The organism is Streptomyces avidinii (assembly GCF_014650695.1).
GTDB classification, from domain to species: Bacteria; Actinomycetota; Actinomycetes; order Streptomycetales; family Streptomycetaceae; genus Streptomyces; species Streptomyces avidinii.
Genome location: NZ_BMVL01000013.1, coordinates 79,361 through 92,464, shown reverse-complemented (window position 1 = coordinate 92,464; position 13,104 = coordinate 79,361). Strand labels below are relative to the sequence as shown.

Here is a 13,104-nt window from a genome sequence, read left to right as displayed (position 1 = left end):
GTGGCGACCACACCCCTGCACGGCACGACGACCGGGACGGCCGAGACCGGTCCGCCGCCCGCGCGTTCCGTCCTGCGCGACACCGCGTTCCTGCGCCTGTGGGCCGGCACCACCGCCTCTGGGCTCGCGACCTGGGCCCTGCCCTTCGTCCTGGGCCTCGCGGTCCTGCACCGGGAACTCGGTGCGGCCGCCCTGGGGCTGGTCCTCGCCGCCCGGACGGCCGGCTTCCTCGCCGCCGTCGCCGTCGGCGGCGTGCTGGCCGACCGTCACTCACGCCGCGCCGTCGTGCTCTGGTCCGCCCTCGCCGCCGCGGTCGCCGCCCCGCTGCTCGCCCTCGGACTCGGCCGCTCGCTGATACTGATGACCCTGGCCGCCGCCCTCGCGGGCGCCGGGCAGGGAGCCTGCCGCCCCGCCTTCCAGGCGCTCACCGCCGAGACCGTCGCCGCCGACCGCAGGCAGCAGGCCAACGCCGCGATGACCATGGCGGTACGGACCTCCACGCTGGCGGGACCCACCCTGACGGCGCTGCTCGCGGCGTTCGTCGACGCCGGGACGCTGCTGCTGGGGATCGGCCTCCTCTGGCTGGTCGCCGCCCTTCTGCCGGGCCGACCCGCCGCCCCGCGACCCGCCGAAGCATCACCCGCGCCGGCCGGACCGGTCGCCCCGGCCCCCGCCCCGCGCGCATCGCTGCGCGCCGAATTCGTCGACGGGATACGCGAGGCCCGCCGCCACCCGTGGTTCCTCGCCGGACTCGGGGCCCTGACCGCGGTGATCGCGCTGGGCTACTCCGCCACCGGCGTGGCCCTGCCCCTCGTCAGCCGCGACCGCTACGGCACCGAGTGGGTACTGGCCGCCGCCATGACCGCCTACACCGTGGGCGCCCTCGGCGGCGCCCTGGTCACCGCCCGCAGGCGGCCCCGTTCCGAAGGCTGGAGCGCCCTCGCCGGACTGGCTCTCTACGGCTTCGCGCCGCTGAGCCTGATGCTGCCCGTGCACCCGGCCGTGGTGATCGCCGCCTACGTCGTCGCCGGCATCGGGATCGAGCTGTTCAACGTGCCCTGGTTCACGGCCACCCAGCGCGAGGTCGCCCCGGACAAGCTCGCCCGGGTCTCCTCGCTGGACTTCCTGCTGTCCTACGGCCTCGCCCCGCTGGGCCTCGCCCTGATGGCCCCGGCCATCGGCGTCTTCGGCGTCACCCCGGTCCTCGCCGTGTGCGCCGGAGCCTGCTTCCTCGTACCCGCCGCGGCCGCCCTCGTGCCCACCGCCCGCCACTTCGGGCGGGCTCCCGGGCCGAGGGCGGACTGACCGGGCTCAGCGCCGGGCCGGCACGATGGCGAAGACCGCGCCCTCGGGGTCCGCGACCGTGGCCTGCCGGCCGCGCGGACCCTCGTGGGGCGGATCGACGACGCGCCCGCCGAGCTCGACGACCCGGGCCGCGGCCACGTCGGTGTCCTCCACCTCGAAGTACGCCATCCAGTGCGGCCCCCGGTCGTGCGGCAGCGAGCGGCCGACACCGTGCACGGCGGCCACCGGGCGGCCCTCCAGGTGCAGGGTCAGGTAGTCGAAGTCGTCGGAGGCGGTGGCGTGCGTCTGCGCCTCGTGGCCGAAGACGTGCTCGTAGAACTTCCCGACCGTCGAGGTGTCCTGGGTGACCAGTTCGTTCCACACCGGGGTACCCGGTCCGCTGTGCAGCCGGGTGCCCATGCGGCTCTGCGCCTGCCACAGGCCGAAGATGGCGCCCAGCGGGTCGGAGCAGATCGCCACCCGCCCCGCGATCCCGGCATCGAGCGGGCCCACCGCCACCGTGCCGCCGCAGGCGCGGATCGATTCGGCGGTCGCGTCCGCGTCGTCCGTGGCGAGGTACGTCGTCCAGGCCACCGGCAGATGCCGGTCCGGCGGCATCTCGCCGATCCCGGCCACCTCGTGGCCGTCCAGCACCGCGCGGACGTACGGGCCGAGCTGCTCGGGACCGGGTTCGTACTCCCAGCCGAACAGATCGGCGTAGAAGTCCTCGGTGGTCCCGAGGCCGTGCACCATGAGGCTCACCCAGCACGGGGTACCGGGCGTGCGCCGGGTTGGTTCCGCTGCCTCGGTCATGTCAGCCGTCTCCTCCGTCGTGGCGCTTACCGGTGCTGATGCTTCCACTCCCGGGGACTCGGCGCGCCCCGACCGGGCCGCATCGAGGGGGCGCGGCACGGAGTTGACCGGATCGATGCGGCCCGCCGATGACGGGCTTGTTACGCGTGTGCGGGGCGGGGAGGAAGATGGCCGGCATGACTGCGAAATCTGCGATCCTCTCCGCCGCCGAACTGAGGACCGAGCTGGCGGGCCTCCGCCCGCCGGTGCTGCTGGACGTCCGCTGGCAGCTCGGCGGCCCCGACCAGCGGCCCGCCTACGAGGCAGGACACCTGCCCGGGGCGGTGTACGTCGACCTCGATCGGGAACTGGCAGGTCCACCCGGGTCGGGCGGGCGGCACCCGCTGCCGGACCCGGAGGCCTTCGGCGAGGCGATGCGGCGGGCGGGCGTCCCGGCGGACGGTCCGGTCGTTGTGTACGACGGCGGTCTGGGCTGGGCGGCCGCCCGCGCGTGGTGGTTGCTGCGTTGGACAGGTCACCCGAACGTGCGGGTTCTGGACGGCGGGCTGGCCGCCTGGACGGCGGCCGGTGGCGTGGTGACGACCGATCGGGTGACTCCTGCGGAGAGCGATTTCAAGCCAACTCCGGGGGCGGTCGGGTTGCTGGACGCGGACGCGGCGGCCCTGCGCGCGCGTGACGGGGTCCTCCTGGACGCCCGGGCGGGCGAGCGCTACCGCGGCGAGGTCGAGCCCATCGACCCGGTCGGCGGCCACATCCCCGGCGCACTGTCGGCCCCGACCACGGAGAACGTGGGCCCGGACGGCCGCTTCCTGCCGGCGGACACCCTGCGCGCGAGGTTCGAGGGGCTCGGCGCGTCCGAGGGGGCGGCGGTGGGGGTGTACTGCGGCTCCGGGGTCTCCGCAGCGCACGAGGTACTGGCCCTGGAAGTGGCCGGCATCGAGTCGGACCTCTACGCGGGCAGCTGGTCCGAATGGTCCGCCGACCCGGCCCGCCCGGTGGCCACGGGTCCGGACCCCCAGTAGCCGGGACGGGGCCGGGCGCCCGCCCGGCCCCGGCGCGAACCGGCCCGCTCACCGGTCCCGCCGGACCCTTCGGCCCGCCGCTCCGGGTGTCGGCGGGCCGCTACTCCTGCTTCTTGCGGCGGGTGCCGAAGACGATCTCGTCCCAGCTCGGTACGGCCGCACGGCGCCCGGGGCGGACCCCGTCGGCCTCGGCCTGGCGGTCGGTGGTGCCGGTCAGCCGGTCGCGGTGACCCGCCACCGTACGGGGCATCAGGACATCGGCGTACGCGGCGCCCGCGCCCGCCGAGGCGGCGGGGGCCGGCGGCTCCTCGGCCTCCGGTTCGGTGTCCGGTGCCTCGGTGCGCTCCGGGACGACCATGTCGCCGCGGAAGCTCGGGACCGCTTCCAGCAGGCTGGTCAGGGTGTCCCGTTCCTCTTCCGGTTCCGGTGCGGGCGCCGGCCGGCTGTCGGCCCGGTCCAGCTGCCGGTCCAGGGCGCGGTCCAGCGGCCGGTCGCGCGGCAGCCGCGCGATCCTCGGCACGAACGGGAAGCTCGGCTCCGGCGTCGCCGGCAGGTCCTCCGACTCGCCGATCAGCGAACGGGCCTCGTCGTCGACGGCCACGACCAGCCGGCGCGGCGGGTCGTAGGTCCAGCTCGCCGAGTGCGGTTCACCCGCGACCCGGTAGACGAGGAGGACCTCCCACGTGCCGTCGTCGCGGCGCCAGGAGTCCCACTGGACGGATTCCTTCTCGGCGCCGCGCAGGGTCAGCCGCTCCTGCACGGCCTCGCCGAGCTGCGGACCGGTGTTCTCGCCGGGACGGCGCACGGGGGTCTTGCGGGCACGCTCGGCCATGAACGCGCGCTCGGCGAGCACCGGACCCTCGAAGCGGCGTACGCGGTCGACGGGGATGCCGGCCAGTTGAGCGACCTCCTCCGCGGAGGCACCGGCTCGTATGCGGGCCTGGATGTCGCGGGGGCGGAGGTGGCTCTCCACCTCGATCTCGATCTGGTTCAGGCGCGCGCGATCGTTGCGGACGGCGGCCCGGAGCCGCTCGTCGATCGGAAGCGTGTACTCCGTGCTGTCCGCAGCCTTGAGCACCAGTCGTGTGCCGTCATTTGAGACGGCCACGACACGCAGTTCGGGCATGGGGACCTCCCGGGTGGTGCCTGCCGACGTCACGTGCGTCGCTGCTTCCGCTAGTCGAGTGTGGCCTGCCCGGGTGCAGCCTGCCACAACCTTGCCGAGTTAAACCGGCGTGTCGGGCATGCGCCCTTGATCGCCGTTATGGCACGGTTACCTGTTGGGTACGCACAGTGACCGAGTGGTTACTGTGCGCAGCAGGCGTCCGTGCAATACCGCGGCATCACCGGTCTTTGAGTGCCGTGTTCCATCAGTCGGCCCCCTCTCCCGAGTCCGGACATCCGAAAGGAAGGACGGCCCCAGGGCTCGCCACAGTACTCCATTCGGGCCACCTGGGTGGACCGCCGCGCCGCCGAACTTTGCTCGGACGGCGGGAGTTGGCGTGCCCTCGATCGGGTCCGACCTGCACCCGTGGTCCGTTTTCGGGTGTCTTGCTTCACATAATCACCAGAAACGGAACTATCTGCTTCGCTCAGGGGTCGGTAACTCCTGGAAGAGGAGAAGCGCGAGAGGCGGGACACACCGGGGATGGCGATGGGTCAGAAGGCCACGCGGGACGTCGAGGACGAACCGGAGAAGAAGAAGCTCGACCTGAGCGCCGCCCAGGTCGCCGGCTCCTCCCTCGCCACCGTCGCGGCGGCCCTGCTCGCCTCGAAGATGGGCGTCTACGGGACCATCCTCGGGGCCGGTGTGGTCAGCGTCGTCGCCACCGCGGGCGGACCCGTCATCCAGCACTTCTTCCGGCGCACCGGCGACCAGCTGCGGGAGAGCACCCGGACCGGGGCCCGTCGGGTACCGCAGCCCCGCGAGGAGCCGCGGACCGCGGACGAGGCAGCGGAGCGGGGCGCCGTCGCCCCCACGGAGGAGTTCGGCGCGGCCACCGTGCACGGCACCCGGGTACGGGGCTGGAAGCGCACCGCGGTCGCCTCCGGCGCGGCCTTCGCCATCGCCATCGGCGGCCTCGGCACCTACGAGGCGATGGCCGGCACCTCGGTCAGCAGCGGCGGCGGCACCCTCTTCTCCGGCGGTACCCGCAGGGCGAGCGAGGACCGCCCCGCCCCGCCCCGGGACGAGCCGGGGGCCGACGGGAAGGGCGGGCGGAGCCCCGGGCCCGGGACCTCGCCGAGCCCCTCGCACCCTCGGGGCGACCACAGCCCGAGCCCCGGGCCGAGCCCCTCGGGCTCCGGCGACCCGGGGAACTCCGGGAACGCCGGGGCCTCCGGGGAGCCGACGCCCGGTCCCTCCCCGTCGAAGCAGACCCCGACCTCCTCCCCGAGCCCCACGCCGTCGGCCCCCGCGCCCGGTCCGGACGCGTCGACACCGGCGGCGCGGCAGAGCGCTCCGCAGTCGTGAGCAGTCGCAGGCGGCCGCAGGCGGTCGTGAGCGGTGTCGAGCAGTGCTGAGCTGCCGTGCGGGGCCGGGACCGGTCAGTCGCCCAGGACCCGCCGCAGGTAGTCGTTGCCGAAGACCCGGTCGGGGTCGAGCCGGTCGCGCAGCGCGGTGAACTCACCGAACCGCGGGTAGGCCTCGGCGAAGTACTGCGCGTCCCGCGTGTGCACCTTGCCCCAGTGCGGGCGGCCGCCGTGCGCGGTGAAGATGCGCTCGGCGGCCGTGAAGTAGCCCTGGTACGGGGTGCCCTTGTACATGTGCACCGCGATGTACGCCGTGTCGCGGCCGGACGCCGTCGACAGCGTGATGTCGTCCGCCGGAGCCGTCCGCACCTCCACGGGGAAGCTGATCCGCAGCCCCGAGCGGTCGACCATCGCGCGCAGCTCCCGCAGTGCCTCGACGACCTGCCCGCGCGGGAGTGCGTACTCCATCTCCACGAACCGCACCCGGCGCGGGCTGGTGAACACCTTGTACGGGATGTCCGTGTAGGTGCGTGCCGACAGGGCGCGGCTGGCCACGCGGGCGATGGAGGGGATGGTGGCCGGGACCGCGCGGCCCAGCGAGTTGACGGCCTGGAAGAGGCCGTTGGAGAGCAGCTCGTCCTCGATCCAGGCGCTGACCGGTCCGGGCGGGGCGGCCGGGCCCTGGCTGCGGTTGTTCCGCTTGGTGTTGCAGTTGCCCGTGTGCGGGAACCAGTAGAACTCGAAGTGCTCGTTCTCCGCGAAGTGCTCCTCGAACTCGGCCGTCACCCGGTCGAACCCCATCGGCTCCTCCCGGGCGGTCAGGAAGAAGATCGGCTCCACGGCGAAGGTGATCGCGGTGACGATGCCGAGCGCGCCGATGCCGAGCCGGGCCGCCGCGAAGACCTCGGGTTCCTCCTTCTCGGAGCAGGTCAGCAGCCGGCCGTCGGCGGTGACCAGTTCCAGGCCCCGGATCTGGGCGGCGATGGAGGCCGAGTCGCGGCCGGTTCCGTGCGTGCCGGTGCTGGTGGCGCCGGAGACCGTCTGCTCCATGATGTCGCCCATGTTGGTGAGCGACAGGCCCTCCCGGGCCAGGGCCACGTTGAGGTCCTTGAGGACCGTGCCCGCCGCCACCGTGACGGTCCCGGCGGCCCGGTCGATCGACCGGATCCCGGCCAGGGCCTGCGGGCGTACGAGCACCCCGTCGGTGGCGGCGGCCGCGGTGAAGGAGTGGCCCGTGCCGACCGCCTTCACCCGCAGCCCGTCCTCGGCGGCCCGGCGGACCGCCTCCTGGAGTTCCCCGACCGAGGCCGGGGTCACCACTCGGGCCGGTGTGGCGGTGATGTTGCCCGCCCAGTTATGCCACGCGGTCCGTTCCCCGCTGCTCTTCCCTGCTGTCGCCGTCCCCATCGGTTGCTGGCTCCTCCCCTTGCGCCGGCCTGGTCAGCCGGCGGTATCCCGCGAACGCAACCGCCGCCGCGGCCACTCCCGCCGATACGGAGACGACGTACCCGGTCTGCGCACCGGCTGCGTCGACGACCCAGCCGGTCACGGAGGACCCGAGCGCGATTCCGACCGCGAGGCCGGTGCTGATCCAGGTCATGCCCTCGGTCAGCTTCGCGTGTGGCACGTGCGCCTCGATCAGGGCCATCGTGGTGATCATCGTGGGAGCGATGGCGAGGCCCGAGACGAAGAGCGCCACGGCCAGAAACGGCAAGTTCCCGGCCAGTAGGAGGGGGATCATACTCACGGCCATCGCGCTGATGCCCAGTACCCAGCGAGGTTCGGCCCTGCCCTTGAAGTGCATGAGGCCGAAGACGATGCCCGCGAGGCAGGATCCGAACGCCCAGATCGCCAGGAACACCCCGCCGAGGGGCTTACTGCCGTGCTCCTCGGCGAAGGCCAGGGTGGCCACGTCCACCGAGCCGAAGATCGCGCCGGTCGCGACGAAGGTCGCCACCAGGACCTGGAGGCCGGGGGAGCGCAGCGCCGAGGACCGGTCCGTGTGCTCCTGGTGCGGATGCGGCTCGGGCTCGGTGGCGGTCAGTGCCGTCAGCCACCACACGCCCGTCACCAGGCAGACGAGGGCGACCACCGGACCGGCCTCGGGGAACCAGCCGGCCGACAGGGTCGCGGCCAGCGGCGGGCCGACGATGAAGCAGAGCTCGTCGACGATCGACTCGAAGGAGTAGGCCGTGTGCAGCTGCGGGGTGTCGCGGAACAGGGCCGTCCAGCGGGCCCGGACCATCGACCCGACGCTGGGCACGCACCCGGCGACGACGGCGAAGACGAAGAGGGTCCAGCTCGGCCAGCCGCCCGCCGAGGCAACCAGCAGGCCGGTCACCGCGGCGGCCGCGATCAGGGTGGCCGGGCGCAGCACCCGCCGTTGCCCGTACTGATCGACGAGCCGGGACACCTGGGGGCCCACGGCGGCGGCGGACAGGGCGATGGTGGCGGTGATGCCGCCGGCGAGGGCGTAGCTGCCGCCCAGCTCGGTGATCATCGTGAGGACACCGATGCCCACCATGGACAGCGGCATCCGGCCCAGGAGGCCGGCGGCTGTGAACCCCTTGGTGCCGGGGGTCGCGAATATCGCGCGGTAGGGACTGGGCAAGGTGGTGCCCTCCGTAAGGGACGGGATTGGCTCAGACAGGTTACGTCTGCCGACAAGGCGCCCGCATGGGGAAAATACCGACAGGAAGTTAGGGTGACCTTACCTGTTGTCCGAAGCGTGGGACGGGCCGGGTCCGTTGCCCGGTCGCGGACGGCGGGTGGCAGGATTCGAGGCATGTCAGACCAGCTCCGTGCCCCCGACGGCGGCTCCGCCGCCCCTTACGACGCCCTCCTGCTGCTCTCCTTCGGCGGCCCCGAGGGACCCGACGACGTCGTGCCCTTCCTGGAGAACGTCACCCGCGGGCGCGGCATCCCGCGCGAGCGGCTCAAGGAGGTCGGGCAGCACTACTTCGGGTTCGGCGGGGTCAGCCCGATCAACGGGCAGAACCGCGAGTTGCTGGACGCGCTGCGCAAGGATTTCGCCGGGCACGGGCTGGACCTGCCGGTCTACTGGGGCAACCGGAACTGGGCCCCGTACCTGACCGACGTGATGCGGGAGATGGCCGCTGACGGACGCCGCCGCATCGCGGTGCTCGCGACCAGCGCGTACGCCTCGTACTCGGGCTGCCGCCAGTACCGCGAGAACCTCGCCGACGCGCTGTCCACCCTGGCCGAGGAGGGCGTGGAGTTGCCGCGGGTCGACAAGCTGCGCCACTACTTCAACCACCCCGGCTTCGTGGAGCCCATGATCGACGGAGTGGTGGCCTCGCTCGCCGCGCTTCCCGAGGAGGTGCGCTCCGGCGCGCACCTCGCCTTCACCACCCACTCGATCCCGACCGCCGCCGCCGACACCTCCGGCCCCGTGGAGGACCACACCGAGGGCGGCGAGGGCGGGGCGTACGTCAAGCAGCACCTCGACGTGGCCCGGGTGATCGCGGACGAGGTCGCGGCGCGGACCGGGGTCGCGCACTCATGGGAACTCGTCTACCAGTCCCGCAGCGGCGCCCCGCACATCCCGTGGCTGGAGCCGGACATCTGCGACTACCTGGAGGCCCTGCACGCCGCCGGTGCGCCCGGCGTCGTCATGGTCCCCATCGGCTTCGTCTCCGACCACATGGAAGTCCTCTACGACCTGGACACCGAGGCCACCGCGAAGGCGGCCGAGCTGGGCCTGCCCGTCCGGCGTTCCGCGACCGTCGGCGCCGACCCGCGCTTCGCCGGAGCGGTGCGGGAGCTGGTGCTGGAGCGGGCCGCCAAGGAACGAGGGGAGCCGGTCGCGGAGTGCTGGGTGGGCACGCTCGGCCGAAGTCATGACCTGTGCGCGGTGGGCTGCTGCCCGGCGCGGGGCCCCCGGCCGGCGGCCGCGGGCGTGGACAGTCCGTACGCGTAGGAAGTGGGACCGTGATCTCTGACGAGCTGAAGGCCGAACTGCTGGACGTGGGCCTGGAGGCCGCCCGGCAGGCCGGGGCTCTGCTGCGCGACGGCCGCCCGGCCGATCTGGCCGTGGCGGCGACGAAGAGCAGCCCCATCGACGTGGTGACCGAGATGGACATCGCGGCGGAGAAGCTGATCACCGGCATCCTCGCCGAACGGCGGCCCGAGGACGGGCTGCTGGGCGAGGAGGGTGCTGACACCCCGGGGACGAGCGGGGTGCGCTGGGTCGTCGACCCGCTGGACGGCACCGTGAACTACCTCTACGGACTTCCGAGCTGGGGCGTGTCCATCGCGGCGGAGTACGGGGGCGAGACCGTGGTGGGCGTCGTGGCGGCGCCGATGCGCGGCGAGACCTACCACGCGGTGCTGGGTGGCGGGGCATGGCTGGGCACGACGCGCCTCGCCTGCCGGTCGGCGGCGCCGCTGGACCAGGCGCTGCTCGGGACCGGCTTCGCCTACGTGCAGACCCGACGGGCCCACCAGGCCGAGGTCGCGGCGCGGATCATCCCGCTGGTACGGGACATCCGGCGGGGCGGGTCGGCGGCGCTGGACCTGTGCGACGTGGCGGCCGGGCGGCTGGACGGGTACTACGAGCGGGGCCTCAATCCGTGGGACCTGGCGGCCGGTGACCTGATCGCCCGGGAGGCCGGGGCCCTGACGGGGGGCCGTCCGGGTGAGCCGGCCTCGGGCGAGTTGACCCTGGCCGCCACACCGGCCGTCTTCGCCTCGCTGCAGCCGCTGCTGGAGGAGTTCGGGGCCTGGCACGACTGAAAGCACGGAACCCCGGACGCCCGCTCGGGCGTCCGGGGTTCACGTCGTGCAGAGGTCGTGCAGAGTTCGTGCGGACGTGCAGGTTCTGCAGCGGCAGAAGCCGTGCAGAAGTCGTGCAGAAGTCGTGCAGTGCCGTGCGGGAACAGCAGGTCCGGCAGATCGGGGGATCAGCAGGCGGGCACGGCGGCGGAGACCGGGACACCGTGTTCGGCGGCCAGGCGCTGGAGATCCTCCAGCTCCGCCTGTTCCACTTCCGCGAGGAAGTCGTCGCCCGTCTCGCGGGCGTGCCTGAGGTCCGACTGCGTGGTCCTGATGCGCTGCAGGAGACCCGCGGTGAATGCGTCCATGGTGGGTTCGCCCCCTCTTCGTGGGTCGGCGGCGGCACGTGGCTGTCCGCCGTCAGGGAGTGGATGGGGTGTGATCTCGTCCTCCCCTGCACCCTGGGCCCAGAAACCTCGCAAGGCCAAGGAATCCTCACTTCCGCCCCGCCGGCCCCGTGCACGGACCGCCTTACAGCCGGTTTACGGCCGAAACGGGCAGGATGGGCGACGCAATACACGTGTGCCCTTCTGGGCTCGGAGGAAGGAAACGACGTGCGCGTACTCGTCGTCGAGGACGAGCAGCTGCTCGCCGATGCGGTGGCCACCGGCCTGCGCCGGGAGGCCATGGCCGTGGACGTCGTGTACGACGGCGCCGCCGCCCTGGAGCGGGTCGGGGTCAACGACTACGATGTGGTCGTGCTCGACCGGGACCTCCCGCTCGTGCACGGTGACGACGTGTGCCGGAAGATCGTCGAGCTCGGCATGCCCACCCGCGTGCTGATGCTGACCGCCTCCGGCGACGTGAGCGACCGGGTGGAGGGCCTGGAGCTCGGCGCGGACGACTACCTGCCCAAGCCCTTCGCCTTCACCGAGCTGACCGCCCGCGTACGGGCGCTCGGCCGGCGCACCACGGTCGCGCTGCCGCCCGTACTGGAGCGGGCCGGGATCAAGCTGGACCCGAACCGGCGCGAGGTGTTCCGTGAGGGCAAGGAGGTCCAGCTGGCCCCGAAGGAGTTCGCGGTGCTGGAGGTCCTCATGCGCAGCGAGGGCACCGTCGTCTCGGCCGAGCAGCTGCTGGAGAAGGCCTGGGACGAGAACACCGACCCCTTCACCAACGTCGTGCGGGTGACCGTGATGACCCTGCGCCGCAAGCTGGGCGAGCCGCCGGTCATCGTCACCGTGCCCGGTTCCGGATACCGGATTTGAAGCGCGTGCCCGTCACCCCGGCGCCACCGGTCGCACCACCGAAACCGACCTGGGACCCCGGCCAGCCCGAGGGTCCCTTCCCGTGGCTGCGGCCGACCATCCGCATACGCCTCACCCTGCTGTACGGCGGGATGTTCCTGATCGCGGGCATCCTGCTGCTGTCGATCATCTATCTGCTGGCGGCGCAGGCGCTGCGGCAGGGCAACGCGCTGCCGTTCCAGATCGTCGGCGGCCAGGTCAAGGTCTCCAGCACCAACTGCTCGGGCGTGATGGGCGGCCCGCTGGAGCCGGAGCAGTTCAACGCGGCGGTCAACCAGTGCGTCCTCGAACAGCGCCGGCACGCCCTCGACGACCTGCTGAGCCGGTCGCTCATGGCCCTGCTGGGCCTGAGCATCATCGCCTTCGCCTTCGGCTACGCAATGGCCGGCCGGGTGCTCTCGCCGCTCGGCAAGATCACCCGGACCGCGCGCCGGGTGGTCGGCTCCGACCTGACCCGGCGGATCGAGCTGGACGGGCCGGACGACGAGCTCAAGGAGCTCGCCGACACCTTCGACGAGATGCTCGACCGGCTGGAGCGGGCCTTCACGGCTCAGCAGAGGTTCGTCGCGAATGCCTCGCACGAGCTGCGGACACCGCTCGCGATCAACCGGACGCTGCTGGAGGTCCACCTCTCCGATCCCGGGGCGCCCGTCGAGCTCCAGCAGCTCGGCAAGACCCTGCTGGCCACCAACGAGCGCAGCGAGCAGCTGGTCGAGGGCCTGCTGCTGCTGGCCCGCAGCGAGAACCAGATCGTCGAGCGCAAACCCGTGGACCTGGCGGAGGTCGCCTCGCGCGCCGTCGACCAGGTGCGCGGTGAGGCCGAGGCGAAGGGCGTGGAGATCCGCGGTGAGCGTGCGCCGGCCGTCGTACAGGGCAACGGGGTGCTGCTGGAGCGGATCGCCCTCAACCTGGTCCAGAACGCCGTCCGGTACAACGTGCCGGAGGACGGCTGGGTCGAGGTCGTCACCGAGGCCCAGCACGATCAGGCGGTCCTCCTGGTATCGAACACGGGTCCCGTTGTTCCCGCGTACGAGGTGGACAACCTCTTCGAGCCCTTCAGGCGGCTGCGTACGGAGCGCACGGGCAGCGACAAGGGTGTCGGGCTGGGTCTGTCGATCGCGCGCTCCGTGGCGCGCGCACACGGCGGCAGGATCCAGGCGATGCCGCGGGAAGGCGGTGGCCTCGTGATGCGTGTCACTCTTCCCTTGTGAGGACGCTGTCACGTGTTCGCTTTTGGCTGAATGCTTGTCCTGTGAAAGCAACCGGCGCTGTGTGATCGATCACAGTGGCCGGTGTCGGCCCATGTGCGTTCAGTGACCCACGCGCGGCCGGAACGCCCGGGAAGTCCGGGTTTCCGGCCCCTCGGATGGCGGGAAATACACGGGGTGGCGTTTGTGCATGACGGCACCCGGACCGTGTACGGTCCCGCTCGTCATCCCAGCCAATCGCCCTTCAGGCGGGCGGCTGGGTGT

The 13,104-nt window shown here is 72.7% G+C and carries 12 protein-coding genes; 7 read left to right on the top strand and 5 right to left on the bottom strand.

Annotated features, from left to right (window positions below; translation table 11 throughout):
- A complete protein-coding gene (locus tag IE257_RS28790) occupies positions 1-1,305 on the top strand; it encodes an MFS transporter (RefSeq protein ID WP_372453095.1) in 1,305 nt (434 codons plus the stop codon).
- Between the two features lie 6 nt (positions 1,306-1,311).
- Here the strand turns inward: IE257_RS28790 and IE257_RS28785 are convergent, their stop codons facing one another.
- Positions 1,312-2,097, bottom strand: a complete 786-nt coding sequence (locus IE257_RS28785; RefSeq protein ID WP_189972798.1) for a VOC family protein — start codon at positions 2,095-2,097, stop codon at positions 1,312-1,314.
- A gap of 176 nt (positions 2,098-2,273) precedes the next feature.
- Between IE257_RS28785 and IE257_RS28780 the strand changes: the two genes are divergently transcribed.
- Positions 2,274-3,119, top strand: coding sequence for a sulfurtransferase (locus tag IE257_RS28780; RefSeq protein ID WP_189972797.1), 846 nt, complete (start codon positions 2,274-2,276; stop codon positions 3,117-3,119).
- Between the two features lie 100 nt (positions 3,120-3,219).
- On the opposite strand, the gene sepH is transcribed toward IE257_RS28780, so the two are convergent.
- Complete coding sequence (gene sepH / locus IE257_RS28775; protein WP_189972796.1) at positions 3,220-4,278, bottom strand: septation protein SepH; 1,059 nt, start codon at positions 4,276-4,278, stop codon at positions 3,220-3,222.
- A 489-nt stretch (positions 4,279-4,767) separates the two neighbouring features.
- On the opposite strand from sepH, the gene IE257_RS28770 reads away from it, so the two are divergent.
- Positions 4,768-5,592 carry a hypothetical protein gene (locus IE257_RS28770; protein ID WP_229920717.1) on the top strand — a complete coding sequence of 275 codons (825 nt, stop codon included), beginning with the start codon at positions 4,768-4,770 and terminating at the stop codon, positions 5,590-5,592.
- Positions 5,593-5,666: 74 nt separating this feature from the next.
- Here IE257_RS28770 and IE257_RS28765 read toward each other — a convergent pair whose 3' ends face one another.
- Both IE257_RS28765 and IE257_RS28760 read right to left on the bottom strand, forming a co-directional pair.
- Positions 5,667-6,998, bottom strand: coding sequence for a D-arabinono-1,4-lactone oxidase (locus tag IE257_RS28765; RefSeq protein WP_189972795.1), 1,332 nt, complete (start codon positions 6,996-6,998; stop codon positions 5,667-5,669).
- The gene (locus IE257_RS28760; protein WP_189972794.1) at positions 6,946-8,202 is read right to left on the bottom strand and encodes an MFS transporter; all 1,257 of its coding nucleotides are present in this window, start codon (positions 8,200-8,202) and stop codon (positions 6,946-6,948) included. Before IE257_RS28760 ends, IE257_RS28765 begins: the two co-directional genes overlap by 53 nt.
- 174 nt (positions 8,203-8,376) lie before the next feature.
- Here IE257_RS28760 and IE257_RS28755 point away from each other — a divergent pair, with 174 nt between their 5' ends.
- Both IE257_RS28755 and IE257_RS28750 read left to right on the top strand, forming a co-directional pair.
- Entirely contained in the window at positions 8,377-9,531 is a 1,155-nt protein-coding gene (locus IE257_RS28755; RefSeq protein WP_189972793.1) for a ferrochelatase, read from the top strand.
- A gap of 11 nt (positions 9,532-9,542) precedes the next feature.
- A complete protein-coding gene (locus IE257_RS28750) occupies positions 9,543-10,346 on the top strand; it encodes an inositol monophosphatase family protein (protein ID WP_372453096.1) in 804 nt (267 codons plus the stop codon).
- A gap of 167 nt (positions 10,347-10,513) precedes the next feature.
- Here IE257_RS28750 and IE257_RS28745 read toward each other — a convergent pair whose 3' ends face one another.
- The gene (locus tag IE257_RS28745) at positions 10,514-10,693 is read right to left on the bottom strand and encodes a hypothetical protein (RefSeq protein WP_030385668.1); all 180 of its coding nucleotides are present in this window, start codon (positions 10,691-10,693) and stop codon (positions 10,514-10,516) included.
- Between the two features lie 246 nt (positions 10,694-10,939).
- Between IE257_RS28745 and IE257_RS28740 the strand changes: the two genes are divergently transcribed.
- Both IE257_RS28740 and IE257_RS28735 read left to right on the top strand, forming a co-directional pair.
- The gene (locus IE257_RS28740; protein ID WP_030008767.1) at positions 10,940-11,593 is read left to right on the top strand and encodes a response regulator transcription factor; all 654 of its coding nucleotides are present in this window, start codon (positions 10,940-10,942) and stop codon (positions 11,591-11,593) included.
- Positions 11,594-11,598: 5 nt separating this feature from the next.
- A complete protein-coding gene (locus tag IE257_RS28735; RefSeq protein ID WP_030385669.1) occupies positions 11,599-12,843 on the top strand; it encodes a sensor histidine kinase in 1,245 nt (414 codons plus the stop codon).
- Positions 12,844-13,104 lie beyond the last annotated feature (261 nt).

What these genes read in the sequence shown, in the direction of transcription:
- IE257_RS28785 (WP_189972798.1), bottom strand. Translation starts at nt 2,097, where the DNA reads ATGACCGAGGCAGCGGAACCAACCCGGCGCACGCCCGGTACCCCGTGC.
- IE257_RS28780 (WP_189972797.1), top strand. Translation starts at nt 2,274, where the DNA reads ATGACTGCGAAATCTGCGATCCTCTCCGCCGCCGAACTGAGGACCGAG.
- IE257_RS28770 (WP_229920717.1), top strand. Translation starts at nt 4,768, where the DNA reads ATGGCGATGGGTCAGAAGGCCACGCGGGACGTCGAGGACGAACCGGAG.
- IE257_RS28765 (WP_189972795.1), bottom strand. Translation starts at nt 6,998, where the DNA reads ATGGGGACGGCGACAGCAGGGAAGAGCAGCGGGGAACGGACCGCGTGG.
- IE257_RS28755 (WP_189972793.1), top strand. Translation starts at nt 8,377, where the DNA reads ATGTCAGACCAGCTCCGTGCCCCCGACGGCGGCTCCGCCGCCCCTTAC.
- IE257_RS28745 (WP_030385668.1), bottom strand. Translation starts at nt 10,693, where the DNA reads ATGGACGCATTCACCGCGGGTCTCCTGCAGCGCATCAGGACCACGCAG.